General features: G+C 72.9%; 15 protein-coding genes. 8 read left to right on the top strand and 7 right to left on the bottom strand.

Annotation, left to right across the window (positions count from 1 at the left end):
* Positions 1 to 2 precede the first annotated feature (2 nt).
* The 3 genes from STRVI_RS02170 to STRVI_RS02160 form a co-directional block, all read right to left on the bottom strand.
* The gene (locus STRVI_RS02170; RefSeq protein WP_014053977.1) at positions 3 to 632 is read right to left on the bottom strand and encodes a TetR family transcriptional regulator; all 630 of its coding nucleotides are present in this window, start codon (positions 630 to 632) and stop codon (positions 3 to 5) included.
* Entirely contained in the window at positions 629 to 1,474 is an 846-nt protein-coding gene (locus STRVI_RS02165; protein ID WP_078505073.1) for a sugar phosphate isomerase/epimerase family protein, read from the bottom strand. Before STRVI_RS02165 ends, STRVI_RS02170 begins: the two co-directional genes overlap by 4 nt.
* A 443-nt stretch (positions 1,475 to 1,917) precedes the next feature.
* Positions 1,918 to 2,847 (bottom strand): Ppx/GppA phosphatase family protein, encoded by a 930-nt coding sequence (locus STRVI_RS02160; RefSeq protein WP_014053975.1) that lies wholly within the window; start codon positions 2,845 to 2,847, stop codon positions 1,918 to 1,920.
* A 171-nt stretch (positions 2,848 to 3,018) separates the two neighbouring features.
* Here STRVI_RS02160 and STRVI_RS02155 point away from each other — a divergent pair, with 171 nt between their 5' ends.
* Complete coding sequence (locus STRVI_RS02155; protein WP_014053974.1) at positions 3,019 to 3,891, top strand: hypothetical protein; 873 nt, start codon at positions 3,019 to 3,021, stop codon at positions 3,889 to 3,891.
* Positions 3,892 to 4,528: 637 nt separating this feature from the next.
* On the opposite strand, the gene STRVI_RS02150 is transcribed toward STRVI_RS02155, so the two are convergent.
* The gene (locus tag STRVI_RS02150) at positions 4,529 to 6,247 is read right to left on the bottom strand and encodes a BACON domain-containing protein (RefSeq protein WP_014053973.1); all 1,719 of its coding nucleotides are present in this window, start codon (positions 6,245 to 6,247) and stop codon (positions 4,529 to 4,531) included.
* Between the two features lie 257 nt (positions 6,248 to 6,504).
* Between STRVI_RS02150 and radA the strand changes: the two genes are divergently transcribed.
* Both radA and disA read left to right on the top strand, forming a co-directional pair.
* A complete protein-coding gene (gene radA, locus STRVI_RS02145; RefSeq protein WP_014053972.1) occupies positions 6,505 to 7,929 on the top strand; it encodes a DNA repair protein RadA in 1,425 nt (474 codons plus the stop codon).
* Positions 7,930 to 8,420: 491 nt separating this feature from the next.
* Positions 8,421 to 9,479, top strand: coding sequence for a DNA integrity scanning diadenylate cyclase DisA (gene disA, locus STRVI_RS02140; protein ID WP_050993876.1), 1,059 nt, complete (start codon positions 8,421 to 8,423; stop codon positions 9,477 to 9,479).
* A gap of 394 nt (positions 9,480 to 9,873) precedes the next feature.
* On the opposite strand, the gene STRVI_RS02135 is transcribed toward disA, so the two are convergent.
* Positions 9,874 to 10,737, bottom strand: coding sequence for a hypothetical protein (locus tag STRVI_RS02135; RefSeq protein ID WP_014053970.1), 864 nt, complete (start codon positions 10,735 to 10,737; stop codon positions 9,874 to 9,876).
* A gap of 335 nt (positions 10,738 to 11,072) precedes the next feature.
* Here STRVI_RS02135 and STRVI_RS02130 point away from each other — a divergent pair, with 335 nt between their 5' ends.
* From STRVI_RS02130 to cseC, 5 genes are all read left to right on the top strand, one after another.
* Positions 11,073 to 11,999, top strand: a complete 927-nt coding sequence (locus STRVI_RS02130; protein WP_014053969.1) for an A/G-specific adenine glycosylase — start codon at positions 11,073 to 11,075, stop codon at positions 11,997 to 11,999.
* A 229-nt stretch (positions 12,000 to 12,228) separates the two neighbouring features.
* Complete coding sequence (locus tag STRVI_RS02125; protein ID WP_014053968.1) at positions 12,229 to 12,837, top strand: SigE family RNA polymerase sigma factor; 609 nt, start codon at positions 12,229 to 12,231, stop codon at positions 12,835 to 12,837.
* Between the two features lie 26 nt (positions 12,838 to 12,863).
* Complete coding sequence (locus STRVI_RS02120) at positions 12,864 to 13,550, top strand: hypothetical protein (protein WP_014053967.1); 687 nt, start codon at positions 12,864 to 12,866, stop codon at positions 13,548 to 13,550.
* 9 nt (positions 13,551 to 13,559) lie between these two features.
* On the top strand, positions 13,560 to 14,267 hold the full coding sequence (gene cseB / locus STRVI_RS02115; RefSeq protein WP_043235269.1) for a two-component system response regulator CseB: 708 nt from the start codon (positions 13,560 to 13,562) through the stop codon (positions 14,265 to 14,267).
* Between the two features lie 6 nt (positions 14,268 to 14,273).
* Positions 14,274 to 15,629, top strand: coding sequence for a two-component system sensor histidine kinase CseC (cseC, locus tag STRVI_RS02110; protein WP_014053965.1), 1,356 nt, complete (start codon positions 14,274 to 14,276; stop codon positions 15,627 to 15,629).
* 4 nt (positions 15,630 to 15,633) lie between these two features.
* On the opposite strand, the gene STRVI_RS02105 is transcribed toward cseC, so the two are convergent.
* Together STRVI_RS02105 and STRVI_RS02100 are read right to left on the bottom strand one after the other, a co-directional pair.
* Complete coding sequence (locus STRVI_RS02105) at positions 15,634 to 16,101, bottom strand: VOC family protein (protein WP_014053964.1); 468 nt, start codon at positions 16,099 to 16,101, stop codon at positions 15,634 to 15,636.
* Between the two features lie 81 nt (positions 16,102 to 16,182).
* A complete protein-coding gene (locus STRVI_RS02100; RefSeq protein WP_251982852.1) occupies positions 16,183 to 16,569 on the bottom strand; it encodes a helix-turn-helix transcriptional regulator in 387 nt (128 codons plus the stop codon).
* Between the last annotated feature and the right edge of the window lie 125 nt (positions 16,570 to 16,694).

The following is a 16,694-nucleotide window of genomic DNA, read 5'->3' as shown; positions in this document are numbered from 1 at the left end:
GATCAGCTCTCGGTCAGATAGCGCTGCAGGGTGGGCCCCACCATGGTCACGATGTCATCGACCTCCGCCGAGGCCATCGGCTCCATCCGGATCACATACCGCAGCATCGCGATCCCGATGAGGTGCCCGGCCGCGAGCTGGGCCCGGAACTCGGGGTTCGGGACGTCCAGCTCATCCGCCATCCGCAGCAGCACCCGGCGCTCGATCATGCCGCGCAGCACCACGGATGCGGTCTCGTTGGTCAGCGCCGAGCGCATCACGGCGAGCAGCGGCAGCCGGCTGACGGGGTTCTCCCAGATGCCGAACATGAAGCGGGCCATCCGCTCGCCCGCGCCCTCCCGGCTGCCGTGCACCGCGTCCGGGGCGGCCATGGCGGGCGCGAAGATCAGCTCGATGGCCGCCTCGAAGACCTGCTCCTTGGTGCCGAAGTAGTGGTGGACCAGCGCCGGGTCCACCTCCGCGGTCTTGGCGATGCCACGGATCGAGGTCTTGTCGTAGCCACGCTCGGCGAACTCGTTGCGCGCCGCGGCCAGGATCCGGTCGCGAGCCCCGGGGCCGTCGGAGGCGCTCGTACGGGCCGGGCGGCCACGCTTGCGCGGGCCCGTGGCGGGCCCGGACGAGGCGGGGGTCATGAACCGGGCACCGTCCTCCTCCGCGGAGTGGCCGAGGTCGGCGAGGCGAGATGCAGCCGGGTGAAGGCCAGGGCCTCCGCCAGGTCGGCCTCGCGCTCGGCGGTGGACATCGCCCGCCGGGTATTGACCTCGACGACCACATTGCCATCGAAACCGGTGGCCGCGAGCCGTTCCAGCAGCTCGGCGCAGGGCTGGGTGCCGCGCCCCGGCACCAGGTGCTCGTCCTTGTTGGAGCCCTGGCCGTCGGCGAGGTGGAGATGGGCCAGCCGGTCGCCCATGCGGTCCACCATCTCCATCGCGTCCGTACGGGCGGTGGCGGTGTGCGACAGGTCGATCGTGAAGTGGCGGTAGTCGTCCTGGGTGACGTCCCAGTCCGGGGCGTACGCGAGCATCTCGCGATCGCGATAGCGCCACGGGTACATGTTCTCGACCGCGAACCGCACATCGGTCTCATCGGCCATCCGCCAGATTCCGCTGACGAACTCGCGGGCGTAGGACCGCTGCCATCGAAACGGCGGGTGGACCACGACGGTGGACGCGTCGAGCTTCTCGGCGGCCGCTCTCGCCCGCTGCAGCTTGACCCAGGGGTCGGTCGACCAGACCCGCTGGGTGATCAGCAGACAGGGAGCGTGCACGGCGAGGATCGGCACCTGGTGGTAGTCCGAGAGCCGACGCAGCGCCTCGATGTCCTGGCTGACCGGATCGGTCCACACCATGACCTCGACGCCGTCGTAGCCCAGGCGTGCCGCGATCTCGAAGGCCGTCGCCGTCGACTCCGGATAGACCGAGGCTGTGGACAGCGCGACCTTCGCATCCGGGATGCGCACCACTGGCTCTGTCACGAGGGACAGCGTACGGCGGCTGCTCTCCGCAGCCGAACCGCGGCGGCGCTCGCGGCTGACGCACCGCCGCTTTCCAGCCCGGTCACCGCCGCTCTGCGGCCCGGCCACCAGGGCTTTCCGACCCGGTCACCGCTGCTTTCCGGCCTGGCCACCGAGGCTTTCCGGCCCGGCCACCGGGGCTTTCCAGCCGGGCCACCGAGGCTTTCCGACCCAGCCACCGCCGCCCTCCAGCCCAGCCACCGCCGCCCTCCAGCCCGCCGTCGCCGCTCTCCAGCCCGGCCACCGCCGCTCTCCAGCCCGCCACCGCCGCTCTCCAGCCCGCCGTCGCCGCTCTCCAGCCCAGCCACCGAGGCTTTCCGACCCAGCCACCGCCGCTCTCCAGCCCAGCCACCGCCGCTCTCCAGCCCGCCGTCGCCGTTCCCGGCCCCGGTGAGGCCGCGTGGTCACGTGGACAGGTGGTCCAGGCGGCGGAGTATGACGCCCTCGCGCAGCGCCCACGGGCAGATCTCCAACTGCTCCACGCCGAACAGATCCAGCGCCGCCTCCGCCACCAGCGCCCCGGCCGGAAGCTGTCCGGCCCGGCCCTCGGAGACCCCGGGCAGCTCGGCCCGTTCCTCGGTGGTCATGGCGGCCAGTTTCGGCACCCACTCCACCAGCGCCCGGCGGGTGAGCCGGCGCTCCACGTACGGCCCGTCGGCGGAGCGCGCGGCGCCGGTGATCCTGGCCAGTTGCTTGAAGGTCTTGGAGGTGGCCACCACATGGTCCGGCGCCCCATGACGGCTGAAATCGCCGACGGTCCGGGCGATCTCGGCCCGCACATGGCGCCGCAGGGCCCGTACCTCCGCCGCGTCGGGCGGGTCGCCGAGCAGCCAGGAACCGGTCAGCCGGCCGGCCCCCAGCGGCAGCGAGACCGCCGTGTCGGGCTCCTCGTCCATGCCGTACGCGATCTCCAGCGAACCGCCGCCGATGTCCAGGACCAGCAGCTTCCCCGCTGACCAGCCGAACCAGCGGCGGGCGGCCAGAAACGTGAGCCGCGCCTCGTCCGCGCCGCTGAGCACCTGGAGCCGCACGCCGGTCGCCTCGGCGACCCGGGCCAGGACCTCATCGGCGTTGGACGCCTCGCGGACGGCGGAGGTCGCGAACGGCAGGACGTCCTCGACGCCCTTGTCCTCGGCCGCCTCCAGCGCCTCCTTGACCACCGCGATCAGGCGGTCGACGCCTTCGGGGCCGATGGCCCCGGCGCCGTCGAGGAGTTCGGCCAGCCGCAGCTCGGCCTTGTGCGAGTGCGCGGGCAGCGGGCGCGCGCCGGGGTGGGCGTCCATCACAAGCAGATGAACCGTATTCGAACCCACGTCGAGGACACCGAGTCTCATAACGTGAACGCTACTGCTCCCCCCTCGGTGTCATGCACAGGTCCCCCACGATCGCGCGCCCGGGCGGCCGATCGGCGGCCGATCGCCGGCCGATCCCGGGTTCGGGCCGCGCCGCCGGGCCGGGCGCGGTCCCCACCTCCGGCTTTTGGCCGAGGGGCCTACCCTTGCACCGTGGCAAAGACGAAAAAGGCGAAGCAGGGCAAAAGCCGGAAGACCGCCCCGGAGTGGGCGGCCGAGGAGCCGACGCCGTCCGGGGCCGAGGATGCCTCGGCGGCCGCGGCCGCCGAGGACGAGGTCGGTCTGGACTTCGCCCGCGCATGGGTCGAATTCCCCGATCCGGCCGACGACGAGCAGTTCTTCCGATGCGATCTGACCTGGCTGACCTCCCGGTGGACCTGCATCTTCGGTCAGGGCTGCCAGGGCATCCAGGCGGGGCGGGCCAGCGATGGCTGCTGCACGCTGGGCGCGCACTTCTCCGACGAGGAGGACGAGGAGCGGGTCGGCCGCCATATGGCCCGGCTCTCCCCGGAGATCTGGCAGTTCCACGATGTGGGGCACGCCTCGGGGTGGGTGCAGGAGGACGACGACGGCGAGCGGCAGACCCGGCGCCACAAGGGCTCGTGCATCTTCCAGAACCGGCCGGGATTCGCAGGCGGCGCGGGCTGCGCCCTGCACATCCTGGCGCTGCGCGAGGGGCGCGAGCCCCTGGAGACCAAGCCGGACGTCTGCTGGCAGCTACCGGTGCGCCGGTCCTACGACTGGATCGACCGGCCGGACGACACCCGGGTGCTGCGGGTCACCATCGCCGAGTACGACCGGCGCGGCTGGGGGCCGGGCGGCCACGATCTGCACTGGTGGTGCACGTCGGCCACGTCGGCGCACGGGGCCGGGGAGCCGGTGTTCCGGTCGTACCGGCCGGAGCTCACGGAGCTGATGGGCAAGGCGGGATACAACCGGCTGGCCGAGCTGTGCGAGCAGCGTCTGGCGTCCTCGCTGCCGATGGTGGCTCCGCATCCGGCGGATCCGGCGCATCCGGCGGGCTGACGCGGGCGGTCCGGCTGATCTGGCCGATCCGGCCCACCTGGGCGGTCCGGCGATGCCCGCCGTCAGCGCGTGCGGCCACTGGCGTGGCTTCGTCACCGCCCATGCCCGGCGGAATTTTCCCCTCCCCGCCCCTTCCCGAAACCGGGGCGGAGCCCCGGCCCCCGCCGGGCCTCCGCCCCGGACCCTGCTCCTCAAACGCCGGAGGGGCTGGGATCGCATCAATGTGCGGCTCCGCCGCGTGGGGCCCGGCCCGGCCCCCGCCGGGGCTCCGCCCCAGGACCCCGCTCCTCAAACGCCGGAGGGGCTGGGATCGCATCGATATGCGGCTCCGCCGCGTGACTGGGGGCTCCGCCCCAGACCCCGGGGTCTGGGGCGGAGCCCCAGGTTCGGGAAGGGGCGGGGAGGGGAACAGCCCGCCGCAGGCGTCACGACCCGCCGGACACCCCCTTGACCCGCCGGTCGGTGTGTACAGGCCCGCCGGTCCAAGTGACCTGGCCCGCCGGTCGGCGTGTCCGGGGCCGCCCGTCGACCTATCCGGGTCGCCGGGCGACGCCTTCGTGGCCCCCGGTCGACGCATCCGGGGCCCCCGGTCGATGCCTTCGGGGCCGCCGGTCGGCTGATGTGTGCGGGCCTCGGGTCAGCGCTTCGCGGCGGCCGGGCCGGAGGGCGTAGGGGACGGGTCGGTCGGGGTCGGAGTCGGGTTGCCGGAGGGGGCTGTGGGGGTGGGGGTGGGCTCGGGGGACGTGCCCCGGCCCTCGATCAGCACCACCGCGCCCGCCGGGTCCACCGAGACCCGTGCGCTCCAGTGACCGGCCGGCTCCCGGCCGTGGTCCACCGAGACCGTGATGGTCGTGGCGTCGCCGGGCCGCAGCACCCCGCCCGTATGGTTCAGCCGGAGCCAGGACGCCCCGGCGGAGGCCGACCAGTGCACCGGTGAGCCGCCGGAGGCGGTGAGGGTGATGACCGTCACCTCGCCCTCGGGGTGTGCCGTGACCGTGAGCCGTCCCGGGCCGGGGGCGGGCCGGGACGGGCCTGAGCCGCCGCCGGGGCGGCCGCCGCCGGCCGGAGAGCCGTCCGGGCGGGACGCTTCGCCGCCCTTGCCCTTGTGCCCCGGACTCGCCATCGCGCCGTCCACGCCGATGACCTCGACGGACACATCCGACGCCCCGCGGCCCGCCTTGGCGCTCCGCGGGCCGGAGCCGATCTGGGTGCCGGAACGGTCCTGCGCGCTGCCGCCGCGCTCGTACGAGCGACGGGCGGGCCGCTCCTGACCGGCCGGGGCCTGGTCCGTGCCGTCCGCCTCGGCGGCGGCCACCGAGTCCGTGTCGCGCTCGTCACCGGCGAGCGGGGCGCCCCGGTAGGCAGCCCACAGCGCGAGCACCGGGGCCGCGATGACCGTCGCCACCACCGTCGTCGTCAGCGCGCGGCTGCGCATCCGGCTGCGGCGGGCGGCCCGGTCCTGGGGCTCCAGCGGGAAGCCGCGCCGGTCGAAGCGCGGCCCGGCGCCCGCGCGGGCGGGGCGTCCGCTGAGCGCGCTCAGCAGCGCGGCGTGCACAGCGGCGCGGGGAGCCTCCACCACCGGCAGCGCGGCGGGCGCCGCCGCCGTACCGGGCCAGGGTCCGTCGGCCGTGGCCCGCTCGGCAATCCGGCGGCATTCGCGGCAGTCGTCCACATGGCGCACCAGCTCGCGGCGGAGGGCGGCGGAGAGCAGCACCTGGGTGTCGCCCGCGAGCCGCGCGACGACCGGGCAGTGGCCCAGCTCGACGACGGCGAGGGCGGCACGCGTGCGCTCCACCTCGCAGGCGGCGCTGGAGAGCAGGGCCCGGGTCTCCTCCTGGTCCTTGCCGAGCACGGCGGCCACCTCGGAGGGGCCCAGCCGATGGCGCACCGCGAGCTCGAGCGCCTCGCGCTGCTCGGCGCTGGTCCCGGCGGCCTCCGGCCAGGCCAGCGCGGCGAGTTCGCGACGGCGCTGGGCGGCGATGGGCTCGGGCAGCTCGGCCCCGGCGCCGTCGCCCGGGGTGTCCGTCCCCGTACGGCCGCGGCGCTCGGCCAGCTTGCGCAGACAGGCCCAGCGGGCGACCGCGTACAGCCAGGGGCGGGACAGCTCGCCCTCCGCGGTGACCCGGCCCCGCCCCCGGCCGGGGCGGCGCTCGGCCACCGCCAGCACATCGCCCACCGCGACGGCCGCCGCGTCGTGCTCGCACAGGGCCGACAGGCAGTAGGTGAACAGGCCGTCGAGATACGGCTCATAGCGTTCGGGAGGGCGCTGGGGGCGGGTGGTGGTGGAGCGGGGCGCACGGCGCCGCACCCGCTGTGCGCCGGTGGTCTGTGTCGAGTGCTCGGACCTGCTGCTCATCACCCGGCGACGGTAGGCGGATGATGCAGACTTCCTCGCGCCACTTGCGCTGTTTTAACCCTTACGGGTGACCATCTCCCTCATAAGGGGACAGGTGTCCCCCTCCGGTGGCCGTAACCTGCTATGCGCCCGGCGCCCTCCGGCAAGGCCGGGCAAGGGCCACTGAGAGGGCCGCGAAAGGGCTCGTGAAGGGGCCCGTGACGGGGCCGTCACCACCGCCGTTCGGCTCTGTCGGTGGCCGACGCTAGCGTTACGGCATGGCTGCCCGTAGCTCCTCCCGCTCATCCGCCAAGGACCGCCCCTCCTACCGCTGTACGGAGTGCGGCTGGACCACCGCCAAGTGGCTCGGCCGCTGCCCGGAGTGCCAGGCGTGGGGCACGGTCGAGGAGTACGGCGCGCCCGCGGTGCGCACCACCGCGCCCGGCCGGGTCACCTCGGCCGCCCTGCCCATCAGCCAGGTCGACGGCCGTCAGGCCACCGCGCGCGGCACGGGCGTGGACGAGCTGGACCGGGTGCTCGGCGGCGGGCTGGTCCCCGGCGCGGTCGTGCTGCTCGCCGGGGAGCCCGGGGTCGGCAAGTCCACGCTGCTGCTGGACGTGGCGGCCAAGGCCGCCTCCGAGGAGCACCGCACGCTCTACATCACGGGTGAGGAGTCGGCGAGTCAGGTGCGGCTGCGCGCCGACCGCATCGGCGCGCTGAGCGAGCATCTCTACCTCGCCGCCGAGACCGACCTGTCCGCGGTCCTCGGCCATCTCGACTCGGTCAAGCCCTCGCTGCTCGTCCTGGACTCGGTGCAGACCATCGCCTCGCCCGAGATCGACGGCGCGCCGGGCGGGATGGCGCAGGTGCGCGAGGTGGCCGGGGCGCTCATCCGCGTGTCCAAGGAGCGCGGTATGTCCACGCTGCTGGTGGGCCATGTCACCAAGGACGGCGCCATCGCGGGGCCCCGGCTGCTGGAGCATCTGGTCGATGTGGTCCTGCAGTTCGAGGGCGACCGGCACGCCCGGCTGCGGCTGGTCCGCGGGGTGAAGAACCGCTACGGGGCGACGGACGAGGTCGGCTGCTTCGAGCTGCACGACGAGGGCATCACCGGGCTCGCCGATCCCTCCGGGCTGTTTCTCACCCGCCGCGACGAGCCGGTGCCGGGCACCTGTCTGACGGTCACCCTGGAGGGCCGCCGGCCGCTGGTGGCCGAGGTGCAGGCGCTCACGGTCGACTCCCAGATCCCCTCCCCGCGCCGCACCACCTCCGGTCTGGAGACCTCCCGGGTCTCGATGATGCTCGCCGTTCTGGAGCAGCGCGGCCGGATCAGCGCGCTGGGCAAGCGGGATATCTACACCGCCACGGTGGGCGGCGTGAAGCTGTCCGAGCCGGCCGCGGACCTCGCCGTGGCGCTCGCGCTGGCCAGCGCCGCCAGTGACACCCCGCTGCCCAAGAACCTGGTGGCGATCGGCGAGGTGGGTCTCGCGGGCGAGGTCCGGCGGGTCACCGGAGTGCAGCGGCGGCTGTCGGAGGCGGCCCGCCTCGGCTTCACCCACGCCCTGGTGCCGAGCGATCCGGGCCGGATTCCGGACGGGATGCGGGTGCTGGAGGTCGCGGACATCGGGGACGCGCTGCGGATGCTGCCGCGGCGCCGCGAGCGCGACGAAAAGACGCGGGCGGACGCGGAGGACCATGGCTAAGGCGGCAGGCGAGGCCGAGGGTGACAGGCCGTGGCCTGAGGTAGCGGGCGAAGCCCAGGTGACGGGCCGTGGCCTGAGGTGGCGGCGGTGGCCGGGATGGTGGGCGATGCCGAGGCGGCGGGCCGTGGCCGAATTGGGGACGAGGCGTCGACGGAACACCGGCCGGAGCGTGGCCCAAATCGGCGCGAGCCGTCCGCAGAACAGCGGCCGGAGCGTGGCCGAGTGTGCTGGTGAGGGCGTACGCAAGGGGGCGGTGATCCGGGTGGTGCGCGGCACAGGGGGAGCCGCACTCCGTTTCACACCTACGGGCGTACGCCGGGAGACCCCACGGGAGGCCGGTGGCCGCCGGTAGACTTTGCCCTGGTCTCGCCCATACGTGGCCTCGTACATCGGCATGGCAGGGCGACTCGCGGCACCGACAGACCTTGCGACGGAGGAGTGCAGTGGCAGCAGGCGACCGGGCAACGGCACCCGGCAAGGCCGACGGTCTGATGCGTGCCTCCCTGAGCGCGGTCGCGCCCGGCACGGCGTTGCGCGACGGCCTCGAGCGCGTCCTCCGGGGAAACACCGGAGGGCTGATCGTGCTCGGCACCGACAAGACCGTCGAGTCGCTGTGCACCGGCGGCTTCGTGATCGACGTCGAGTTCACCGCGACCCGGCTGCGCGAGCTGTGCAAGCTGGACGGCGCGCTGGTTCTCGACAAGGACATCACCAAGATCGTGCGGGCGGGGGTGCAGCTCGTTCCGGACGCGGCGATCGCCACCGAGGAGACCGGCACCCGGCACCGCACCGCGCAGCGCGTCTCCATCCAGACCGGGTTCCCGGTGGTCTCCGTCAGCCAGTCGATGCGGCTGATCGCGCTGTATGTGGACGGCCAGCGGCGGGTCCTGGAGGACTCGGCGGCGATCCTCTCCCGCGCCAACCAGGCGCTGGCCACCCTGGAGCGGTACAAGCTCCGCCTCGACGAGGTCGCGGGCACGCTCTCGGCCCTGGAGATCGAGGACCTGGTCACCGTCCGGGATGTGAGCGCGGTCGCACAGCGGCTGGAGATGGTCCGGCGCATCGCCACCGAGATCGCGGAGTACGTGGTCGAGCTGGGCACCGACGGCCGGCTGCTCTCCCTCCAGCTCGACGAGCTGATCGCGGGCGTCGAGCCCGAGCGTGAGCTGGTGGTGCGCGACTACGTCCCCGAGCCGACCGCCAAGCGCACCCGTACGGTGGCCGACGCGCTCGCCGAGCTGGACCGGCTGACCCACACCGAGCTGCTCGAACTGCCCATCGTGGCCCGGGCACTGGGGTACACCGGCTCGCCCGAGACCCTCGACTCGGCGGTCTCGCCGCGCGGCTTCCGGCTGCTGGCGAAGGTGCCGCGGCTTCCGGGCGCCATCATCGAGCGGCTGGTGGAGCATTTCGGGGGCCTGCAGAAACTGTTGGCGGCGAGCGTGGACGATCTGCAGATGGTGGACGGCGTGGGCGAGGCCCGGGCGCGCTCGGTCCGCGAGGGCCTGTCACGGCTGGCCGAGTCGTCCATCCTGGAGCGGTACGTCTGAGCAGCGGCGCGTAGGTCCGACGGGGCGGCGGCGCGTTCCGGCGCATACGTGCGCGGGGCGCCGCCGCGTTCCACCGCGTACGTTCGACGGGGCGCCACCGCGTTCCGGCGCGTACGTGCGGGGGGCGCCACCGCGTTCCACCGCGTACGTTCCGGCGGAGCGCCGCCACGTTCCACCGCGTACGTTCGACCGGGCGCCGCGTACGTACCGGCGGAGCGCCGCCACGTTCCACCGCGTACGTTCGACCGGGCGCCACCACGTTCCGCCGCGTACGTTCGACCGGGCGCCGCCACGCGCCCCGGCGCCCCCGTAGCCGCTGGCGCGCCCCAGCGCCCCCGTAGCGGCTGGCGCTCCAGCGTCTCCGTAGCCGTGCTTCAGCCCTCGTAGCCGCCGCTCAGTCCTTCTCGAGGACGAACGACACCTTGGCCGTGCCGAGGCCGTCCACCTTCACCTCGACCAGATAGGTGCCGGGCTTGGCCGACGCGCTGCCCGACGGGGTGGCGCAGTGCTCGGCGCTGCGCTTGCGGTCCCACTCCACGGTGCGCTTGGTCTGGCCGGAGCCCTTTACCTCGACCAGCGCGGTGGCGCTGCCCTCCGGGCAGTCGCCGGAGGCCCAGACATGGGCGTTCTTGGCGTCCGTGATGGTCAGTGAGGCCGCCGCGCGGCCGAAGTCGACCTTGCAGGACTTCGACTTGGTGTTCTTCACGACGATCTCGAAGGCGGGCTTCTCCCCCGGCGCCCAGGTGTTCTTGACCTTGGAGTCCTTGACGCTGCGCACCGTCAATTCCGCGTCGCCGGGGCGGCAGTCCGGCAGGCTCGACCCGGCGGGCAGACCCTGTCCGGTCCCGGTGCCGATGCCACCGCCCGCGCCGCCGCCCGAGGAGCCCCCGGCGCCACCCGCGCCGCCGGAGCCGCCACCGCCGCCCGCGTCCGTACCGCCGTCGTCCGAGCCACCGCCGCCACCGCCGCTACCGCCGCTGCCGCCGGAGCCCGAGCCGCCGTTGTCCGACTCGTCGCGCCCGCCCGGCCGTTCGCTGTTCACCGGCCCGGATGAGGAGGGGCCCGGGGTGATCGTGCTCGCGGGTCCCCCGCCGCCCGATCCCTTGCCCTCGTCACTTCCGCCACCGCCCGAACCACCCCAGCCGAAGGCCCAGATGACCAGGAGCACGATGACGACGAACAGGGCCAGCGCAACGATCCTCCGCCGCCAGTAAATGGAGGAGGGAAGCGGCCCGATCGGATTGCGCAGAGATCCCACGCGGAAACTCTACGAGAGATCGGGAGCTCTACCGGCCAATAACCCCCGCCCCGTTCCCTTCTTTTCTCATGATCCGACCGGATCCCGCACATGAGACCGCCATAAGTTCGCCACCAGGCCGCCACGAGTCGCCCCAAGACGCCCCCCGGATGCCCCAGAATCGCCCTGCGGCCACCCTGCGGGGGCAGAAAGACCGCACCCGGGCGCGGAAAGCGGCCATCCGTTCCCGCGCGGACGCCCGTATTGCACGATTTGGCAACGACTGGCGCGGCTCGACCCGAACGCCCGCGCCCAGCGCGCCCGCAAACCGTCCGGTCGTGCCAGGATCGAGAGCGATGACTGCCATTTCCGCTTCCGCCGTCCCGGCCGCCGCATCCCCCGACCCCGACGGAGCCGTCCTGCACCGGCCCGTCATCGACTGGTTCGACGCGCACGCGCGCGACCTCCCCTGGCGTCGCCCCGAGGCCGGTGCCTGGGGCGTGATGGTGAGCGAGTTCATGCTCCAGCAGACCCCGGTGAACCGGGTGCTGCCGGTGTACGAGCAGTGGCTCGCCCGCTGGCCGCGCCCGGCCGACCTGGCCGCGGAACCGCCCGGTGAGGCGGTCCGCGCCTGGGGCCGGCTCGGCTATCCGCGCCGGGCGCTGCGGCTGCACGGCGCCGCGGCCGCCATAAGGGAGCGGCACGGCGGTGACGTACCGCGCGACCACGCCCAGTTGCTGGCGCTGCCGGGGGTGGGTGAGTACACGGCGGCGGCCGTGGCCTCGTTCGCGTACGGCCAGCGCCATCCGGTCCTGGACACCAATGTCCGCCGGGTGTTCGCGCGCGCGGTCGGCGGTGCGCAGTACCCGCCGAACGCCACCACCGCCGCCGAGCGCAAGCAGGCCCGCACCCTGCTCCCCGGCGACGAGCCGACCGCGGCGCGCTGGGCGGCCGCCACGATGGAGCTGGGCGCACTGGTCTGCACGGCCCGCACCCCCGACTGCGCCCGCTGCCCGATCGCCGCGCTCTGCGCCTGGCGCCAGGCCGGTTCCCCGGAGCACGACGGACCGCCGCGGCGCGGCCAGACCTATGCCGGTACGGACCGTCAGGTGCGCGGCAAGCTGCTCGCGGTGTTGCGGGGGACGGTGACACCCGTGCCGCAGGCGACGCTGGACCAGGTGTGGCACGAGCCGGTGCAGCGGGCCCGCGCGCTCGACGGGCTGGTCTCCGACGGGCTGGTGGAACCGCTCTCGGGCGGCCTCTACCGACTGCCGCTGACCTGAGGAAATTCCTCGTCACGGCCCTGTCTGTGACAGACCTGTGACACTCCCAGGACCCGGTTCTGACACTCGGTCGAACCGGGTTCCGTTGTTACACAACCTATGGGTAGCTGTGCATTCGCCGAGGCCCGGATGCGCATGGCGCCGCAACAGCGCCTCCGTAGCGTCCTTCTCGCGCCGACCGACAGGACGGCACATCAACGGCGGGGATCAGCGGGATGGAGGCTGCATCATGGGCAGCAATGTTCTGGACTTTGAGGAGTACGTGCGGAATCGGCAGGACGCGCTGCTGCGCAGCGCCCGTCGGCTGATTCCGGACCCGGTCGAGGCACAGGACCTGCTCCAGACCGCCTTGGTGCGCACCTACGGCCGCTGGGACGGCATAGCCGACAAATCGCTCGCCGACGCCTATCTCCGGCGCGTGATGATCAACACCCGTACCGAATGGTGGCGCGCCCGCAAGCTGGACGAGGTGCCCACCGAGCAGCTTCCCGAGGCGAGTGTCGAGGACAGCACCGAGCAGCACGCGGACCGCGCCCTGCTGATGGACATCCTCTCGGTGCTGGCTCCCAAGCAGCGCAGTGTCGTGGTGCTGCGACACTGGGAGCAGATGACGACGGAAGAGACCGCGGAGGCGCTCGGAATGTCGACCGGAACGGTCAAGAGCACGCTGCACCGGGCGCTGGCCCGGCTGCGGCAGGAGCTGGAGAGCCGCGATCTGGACGCCCGCGCGCTCGGCCGTCGGGACGAGGAAGGCAAGCGGACCGGGAACGTCCGGCAGCACACGGGTCGGGTCCGGCGCGGCCGCCAGGAGCGGGGGCAGGAACGGTGCGCGGCCTGACCAGGGCCTCTCCCAGCAAAACAGCCATGATCACCGGCGGTGCGGTCGTGGGCCTCGCCGCGGCCGGCGGCTGGATGCTGGCCGGATGCGGCGCCGCCAGCGAGGGTGTGCGCAAGGAGGGACCGGCGCGCACCGAGTGGGCCGCCGCGGACCCGGGCTCGTACGCGGGTCGCCACGCCTCGGGCCGGCCGTCACCGACCGGGCAGAAGGTCGACGCGATCAAGCTGGTCAAGACGGATCCGAACGTCAGCGACGATCTGAAGGCGAACCTCAAGCCCTGCCCCAAGGGCAAGGTGCCCGAGGGCAAGCAGCAGATCGAGGGCTACCCGGTGGACGTGGCGTACGGAAAGCTGACCGGCTCCAGCGCCTCCGACCTGGTGATCAACGTGACGAGCTGCGGCGATGGCTTCGGCATCGGCTCGTATGTGTACCGCAAGGCGGGCGACCGGTACGAGAACGTGTTCAGCGACGAGCAGCCGCCCGTCTACGCCGACATCGACGAGGACGAGCTGCGGGTGACCAAGCTCGCCTACGCCTCCGGTGACTCCGTCTGCTGCCCTTCGAGCGAGGCCGTGATCACCTACCGCTGGACCGAGGCGCACAATACGTTCGACGTGCTGTCCCGCAAGCGCACCGACTACAGCAAGAATGTGCCCACGGAAGAGGCGACCCCGGCGCCGTCCGTGAGCGCCGACGACGGAACGGAAGGCTGAACCGAGGCTGTGGCCGAGACCCATGTGCTGTTCGTCGAGGACGACGATGTCATCCGTGAAGCCACGCAGCTCGCCCTGGAGCGCGATGGCTTTCTCGTGACGGCCGCACCCGACGGGTTGACCGGCCTCGAGCGCTTCCGCGCCGACCGCCCCGATATCGCGCTGCTCGATGTGATGGTTCCGGGCCTGGACGGGGTCAGCCTGTGCCGCCGGATCCGCGATGAGTCCACCGTGCCCGTGATCATGCTCTCCGCGCGTGCCGACTCGATCGATGTGGTGCTCGGCCTCGAAGCCGGCGCCGACGACTATGTGACCAAGCCCTTCGACGGCGCCGTGCTGGTCGCCCGCATCCGGGCCGTGCTGCGCCGCTTCGGCCATGCCAGCGGCCCCGGCGGGCGGGGCGCGGAGCCCGTCCCCGAGGAGCCCGACGGCGGGGTGCTGTGCTTCGGCGATCTGGAGATCGACCCCGAGGGCATGGAGGTCCGCAAGGGCGGCCGGCAGGTCGCGCTCACCCCGACCGAGATGCGGCTGCTGCTGGAGTTCTCGGCCGCGCCCGGCACCGTGCTCTCCCGTGACCGGCTGTTGGAGCGGGTCTGGGAGTACGGCTGGGGCGGGGACACCCGGGTCGTGGACGTCCATGTGCAGCGGCTGCGCGGCAAGATAGGCCAGGACCGGATCGAGACGGTCCGCGGCTTCGGCTACAAGCTCAAGGGCTGACCGGCGTTGGGGCGATTCGCACTCCGCACCGGCCTGCGGTGGAAGGTCAGTCTCGCCATCGCGGCGGTGAGCACGCTCGTCGCGGTGGTGCTGAGCCTCGTCGTCCACAACGCGGCCCGCGTCTCGATGCTCGACAACAGCCGCACCGTGATGGACGAGCGGGTGAAGGTCGCCCAGCGGTGGTACGAGCAGTCCCGGGTGCTGGGCTTCGGCGCCAAGCTGGACGACCCCAAGCTGCCCGAGCAGCTCAAGAAGGAGGCGTGGCGCGGCCAGCGCGCCACCTATCTGGAGGACTCCGGCACCGGCGCCCCCGAGGTGTGGGCCTCGGTGCCGCTGCGGAACGGCAAGGTGCTGTCCGTCCACACCAAGTTCCAGGACCGCTTCGCCGTTCTCAACGATCTCGACCGGGTGCTGCTGATCGGCTCGGTGGCGGTGGTGATGGGCGGTATCGCACTCGGTGTGCTCGTCGGCGATCAGCTCTCCCGGCGGCTGCGCAAGGCGGCCACCGCCGCCCGCAAGCTGGCCGAGGGCGACTCCGAGGTCCGGGTGCGCGAGGCGATCGGCGGCCGGGTGCGCGATGAGACCGACGATCTGGCGCGCGCGGTCGACGGCATGGCCGAGGCGCTGCAGCAGCGGCTGGAGGCGGAGCGCCGGGTCACCGCCGATATCGCGCATGAGCTGCGCACCCCGGTCACCGGGCTGCTCACGGCCGCCGAGCTGCTGCCGCCGGGCCGCCCCACCGAGCTGGTACGGGACCGGGCGCAGGCGATGCGCACGCTGGTCGAGGACGTCCTGGAGGTCGCGCGGCTGGACGGCTTCGCGGAGCGCGCGGAGCTCCAGGAGATAGCCGTGGCCGAGTTCATCGCCCGCCGGGTGCGGGCGGTGGCCCCCGACGCGGTGATCAATGTGGCGCGTGACGCCCATGTCTCCACCGACCCCCGGCGGCTGGAGCGGATCATGGGCAATCTGCTCGCCAACGCCGCCCGGCACGGCAAGCCGCCCTTCGAGGTCACCGTCGAGGGACGGGTGCTGCGCGTCCGCGACCACGGCCCCGGCTTCCCGGAGGAGCTGCTGAAGGACGGGCCGAGCCGGTTCCGCACCGGCAGCAAGGACCGCGCGGGCACCGGGCACGGCCTGGGGCTGACGATAGCCGCGGGCCAGGCGCGGGTGCTGGGCGCCCGGCTGACGTTCCGCAACGCCGATCCGGTGCTGGACGGGCCGGACGGGACCGACGGCACGGACGGCACGAATGGCACGGACGGCACGGACGGCGAGTGCCGGGGCGCGGTCGCCGTGCTCTGGCTGCCGGAGTCCGCGCCCACCAACACCGGCAGCTTCCCGATCATCGAGGTGCCGGACTGAGCGATCAGTCCGAGACGCAGCCGTCCCAGGGCTGGCTGAAGTCCATCTCCGCGCGGGGCTGGGTGAACGAGAACCAGTTGCCGGAGTCGTCGCGGAAGAGGGCCTCGGTGCCGTACGGACGCTCCTGGGGCTCCTGGACGAACTCCACGCCCTTGGCCTTGAGCGCCTCGTAGTCCCGGTGGATGTCATCGGTGGTGAACACCCCGGCGCCGAGCACGCCCTTGGCGACCAGCGTCCTCAGGGCCTCGGCGGACTCCGGGTCGAGCCCCGGCGAGCTGGGCACCATCAAGGTGAGCTGCACATCCGGCTGGTCCTTGGCGCCGACCGTCAGCCAGCGCATACCGCCGCCCTCGCCGTCCCCGCCGATGCTCATGTCGGTGCGGACCTCGAGGCCCAGCTTCTCGGTGTAGAACGCCTTGGCCCGGTCCTGGTCGAGGACCCAGACGGTGACGATGGACATCCCCTTGATCATTGCTGCCTCCGGAGGTATCGGGATGGATCGCGCGTCGTCGCGACATCGCCACCGTAGGCAGCAGGGGGTCCGGCCCGCTTCTCAAGAATTGCTGTCCTCGGCACCACCGATGTGGGCGCGTGCGTCGCGCCCGCCGTACCACAGCATGGCGTAACACCCCGGTATGACCCCCGCGGCCCGGCCGACGTATCGGTCCCGGTAGGCGCTGGGGGTGAGCCCGGTCTGCTTCTTGAAGCTCGTCGAGAACGTGCCGAGGCTGCTGAAGCCGACGAGCGAGCAGATCTCGGTGACCGAGAGATTGGCCGAGCGCAGCAGCTCCTCGGCCCGCTCGATGCGGCGCCGGGTCAGATACTGCCCGGGCGTGGATCCGTAGGCGCCCTTGAAGGCGCGGATGAAGTGATAGCGCGAATAGCCGGCATGCGCGGCGACCGCGTCCAGGTCGAGCGGCTCGGCCCAGTCGCGGTCCATCACATCCTTCGCGAGGCGCAGCCGGCGCAGATGCGCCAGCCGCGCCTCGTCCGGCGAGGTCACCACGGGGCCGATGCTGTCATGCCCCACTGACAGGAAGGTGATCCCTCGGAGGCCGTCGCTCA

Origin of the sequence: Streptomyces violaceusniger Tu 4113 (assembly GCF_000147815.2) — a bacterium.
GTDB classification, from domain to species: domain Bacteria; phylum Actinomycetota; class Actinomycetes; order Streptomycetales; family Streptomycetaceae; genus Streptomyces; species Streptomyces violaceusniger_A.
This window is presented reverse-complemented; position numbering and strand designations above follow the sequence as displayed.

What these genes read in the sequence shown, in the direction of transcription:
- STRVI_RS02170 (WP_014053977.1), bottom strand. Translation starts at nt 632, where the DNA reads ATGACCCCCGCCTCGTCCGGGCCCGCCACGGGCCCGCGCAAGCGTGGC.
- STRVI_RS02130 (WP_014053969.1), top strand. Translation starts at nt 11,073, where the DNA reads ATGACTGCCATTTCCGCTTCCGCCGTCCCGGCCGCCGCATCCCCCGAC.
- STRVI_RS02150 (WP_014053973.1), bottom strand. Translation starts at nt 6,247, where the DNA reads ATGAGCAGCAGGTCCGAGCACTCGACACAGACCACCGGCGCACAGCGG.
- STRVI_RS02100 (WP_251982852.1), bottom strand. Translation starts at nt 16,569, where the DNA reads ATGGACCGCGACTGGGCCGAGCCGCTCGACCTGGACGCGGTCGCCGCG.
- STRVI_RS02120 (WP_014053967.1), top strand. Translation starts at nt 12,864, where the DNA reads ATGATCACCGGCGGTGCGGTCGTGGGCCTCGCCGCGGCCGGCGGCTGG.
- radA (WP_014053972.1), top strand. Translation starts at nt 6,505, where the DNA reads ATGGCTGCCCGTAGCTCCTCCCGCTCATCCGCCAAGGACCGCCCCTCC.
- STRVI_RS02105 (WP_014053964.1), bottom strand. Translation starts at nt 16,101, where the DNA reads ATGATCAAGGGGATGTCCATCGTCACCGTCTGGGTCCTCGACCAGGAC.
- STRVI_RS02160 (WP_014053975.1), bottom strand. Translation starts at nt 2,847, where the DNA reads ATGAGACTCGGTGTCCTCGACGTGGGTTCGAATACGGTTCATCTGCTT.
- disA (WP_050993876.1), top strand. Translation starts at nt 8,421, where the DNA reads ATGCGTGCCTCCCTGAGCGCGGTCGCGCCCGGCACGGCGTTGCGCGAC.
- STRVI_RS02125 (WP_014053968.1), top strand. Translation starts at nt 12,229, where the DNA reads ATGGGCAGCAATGTTCTGGACTTTGAGGAGTACGTGCGGAATCGGCAG.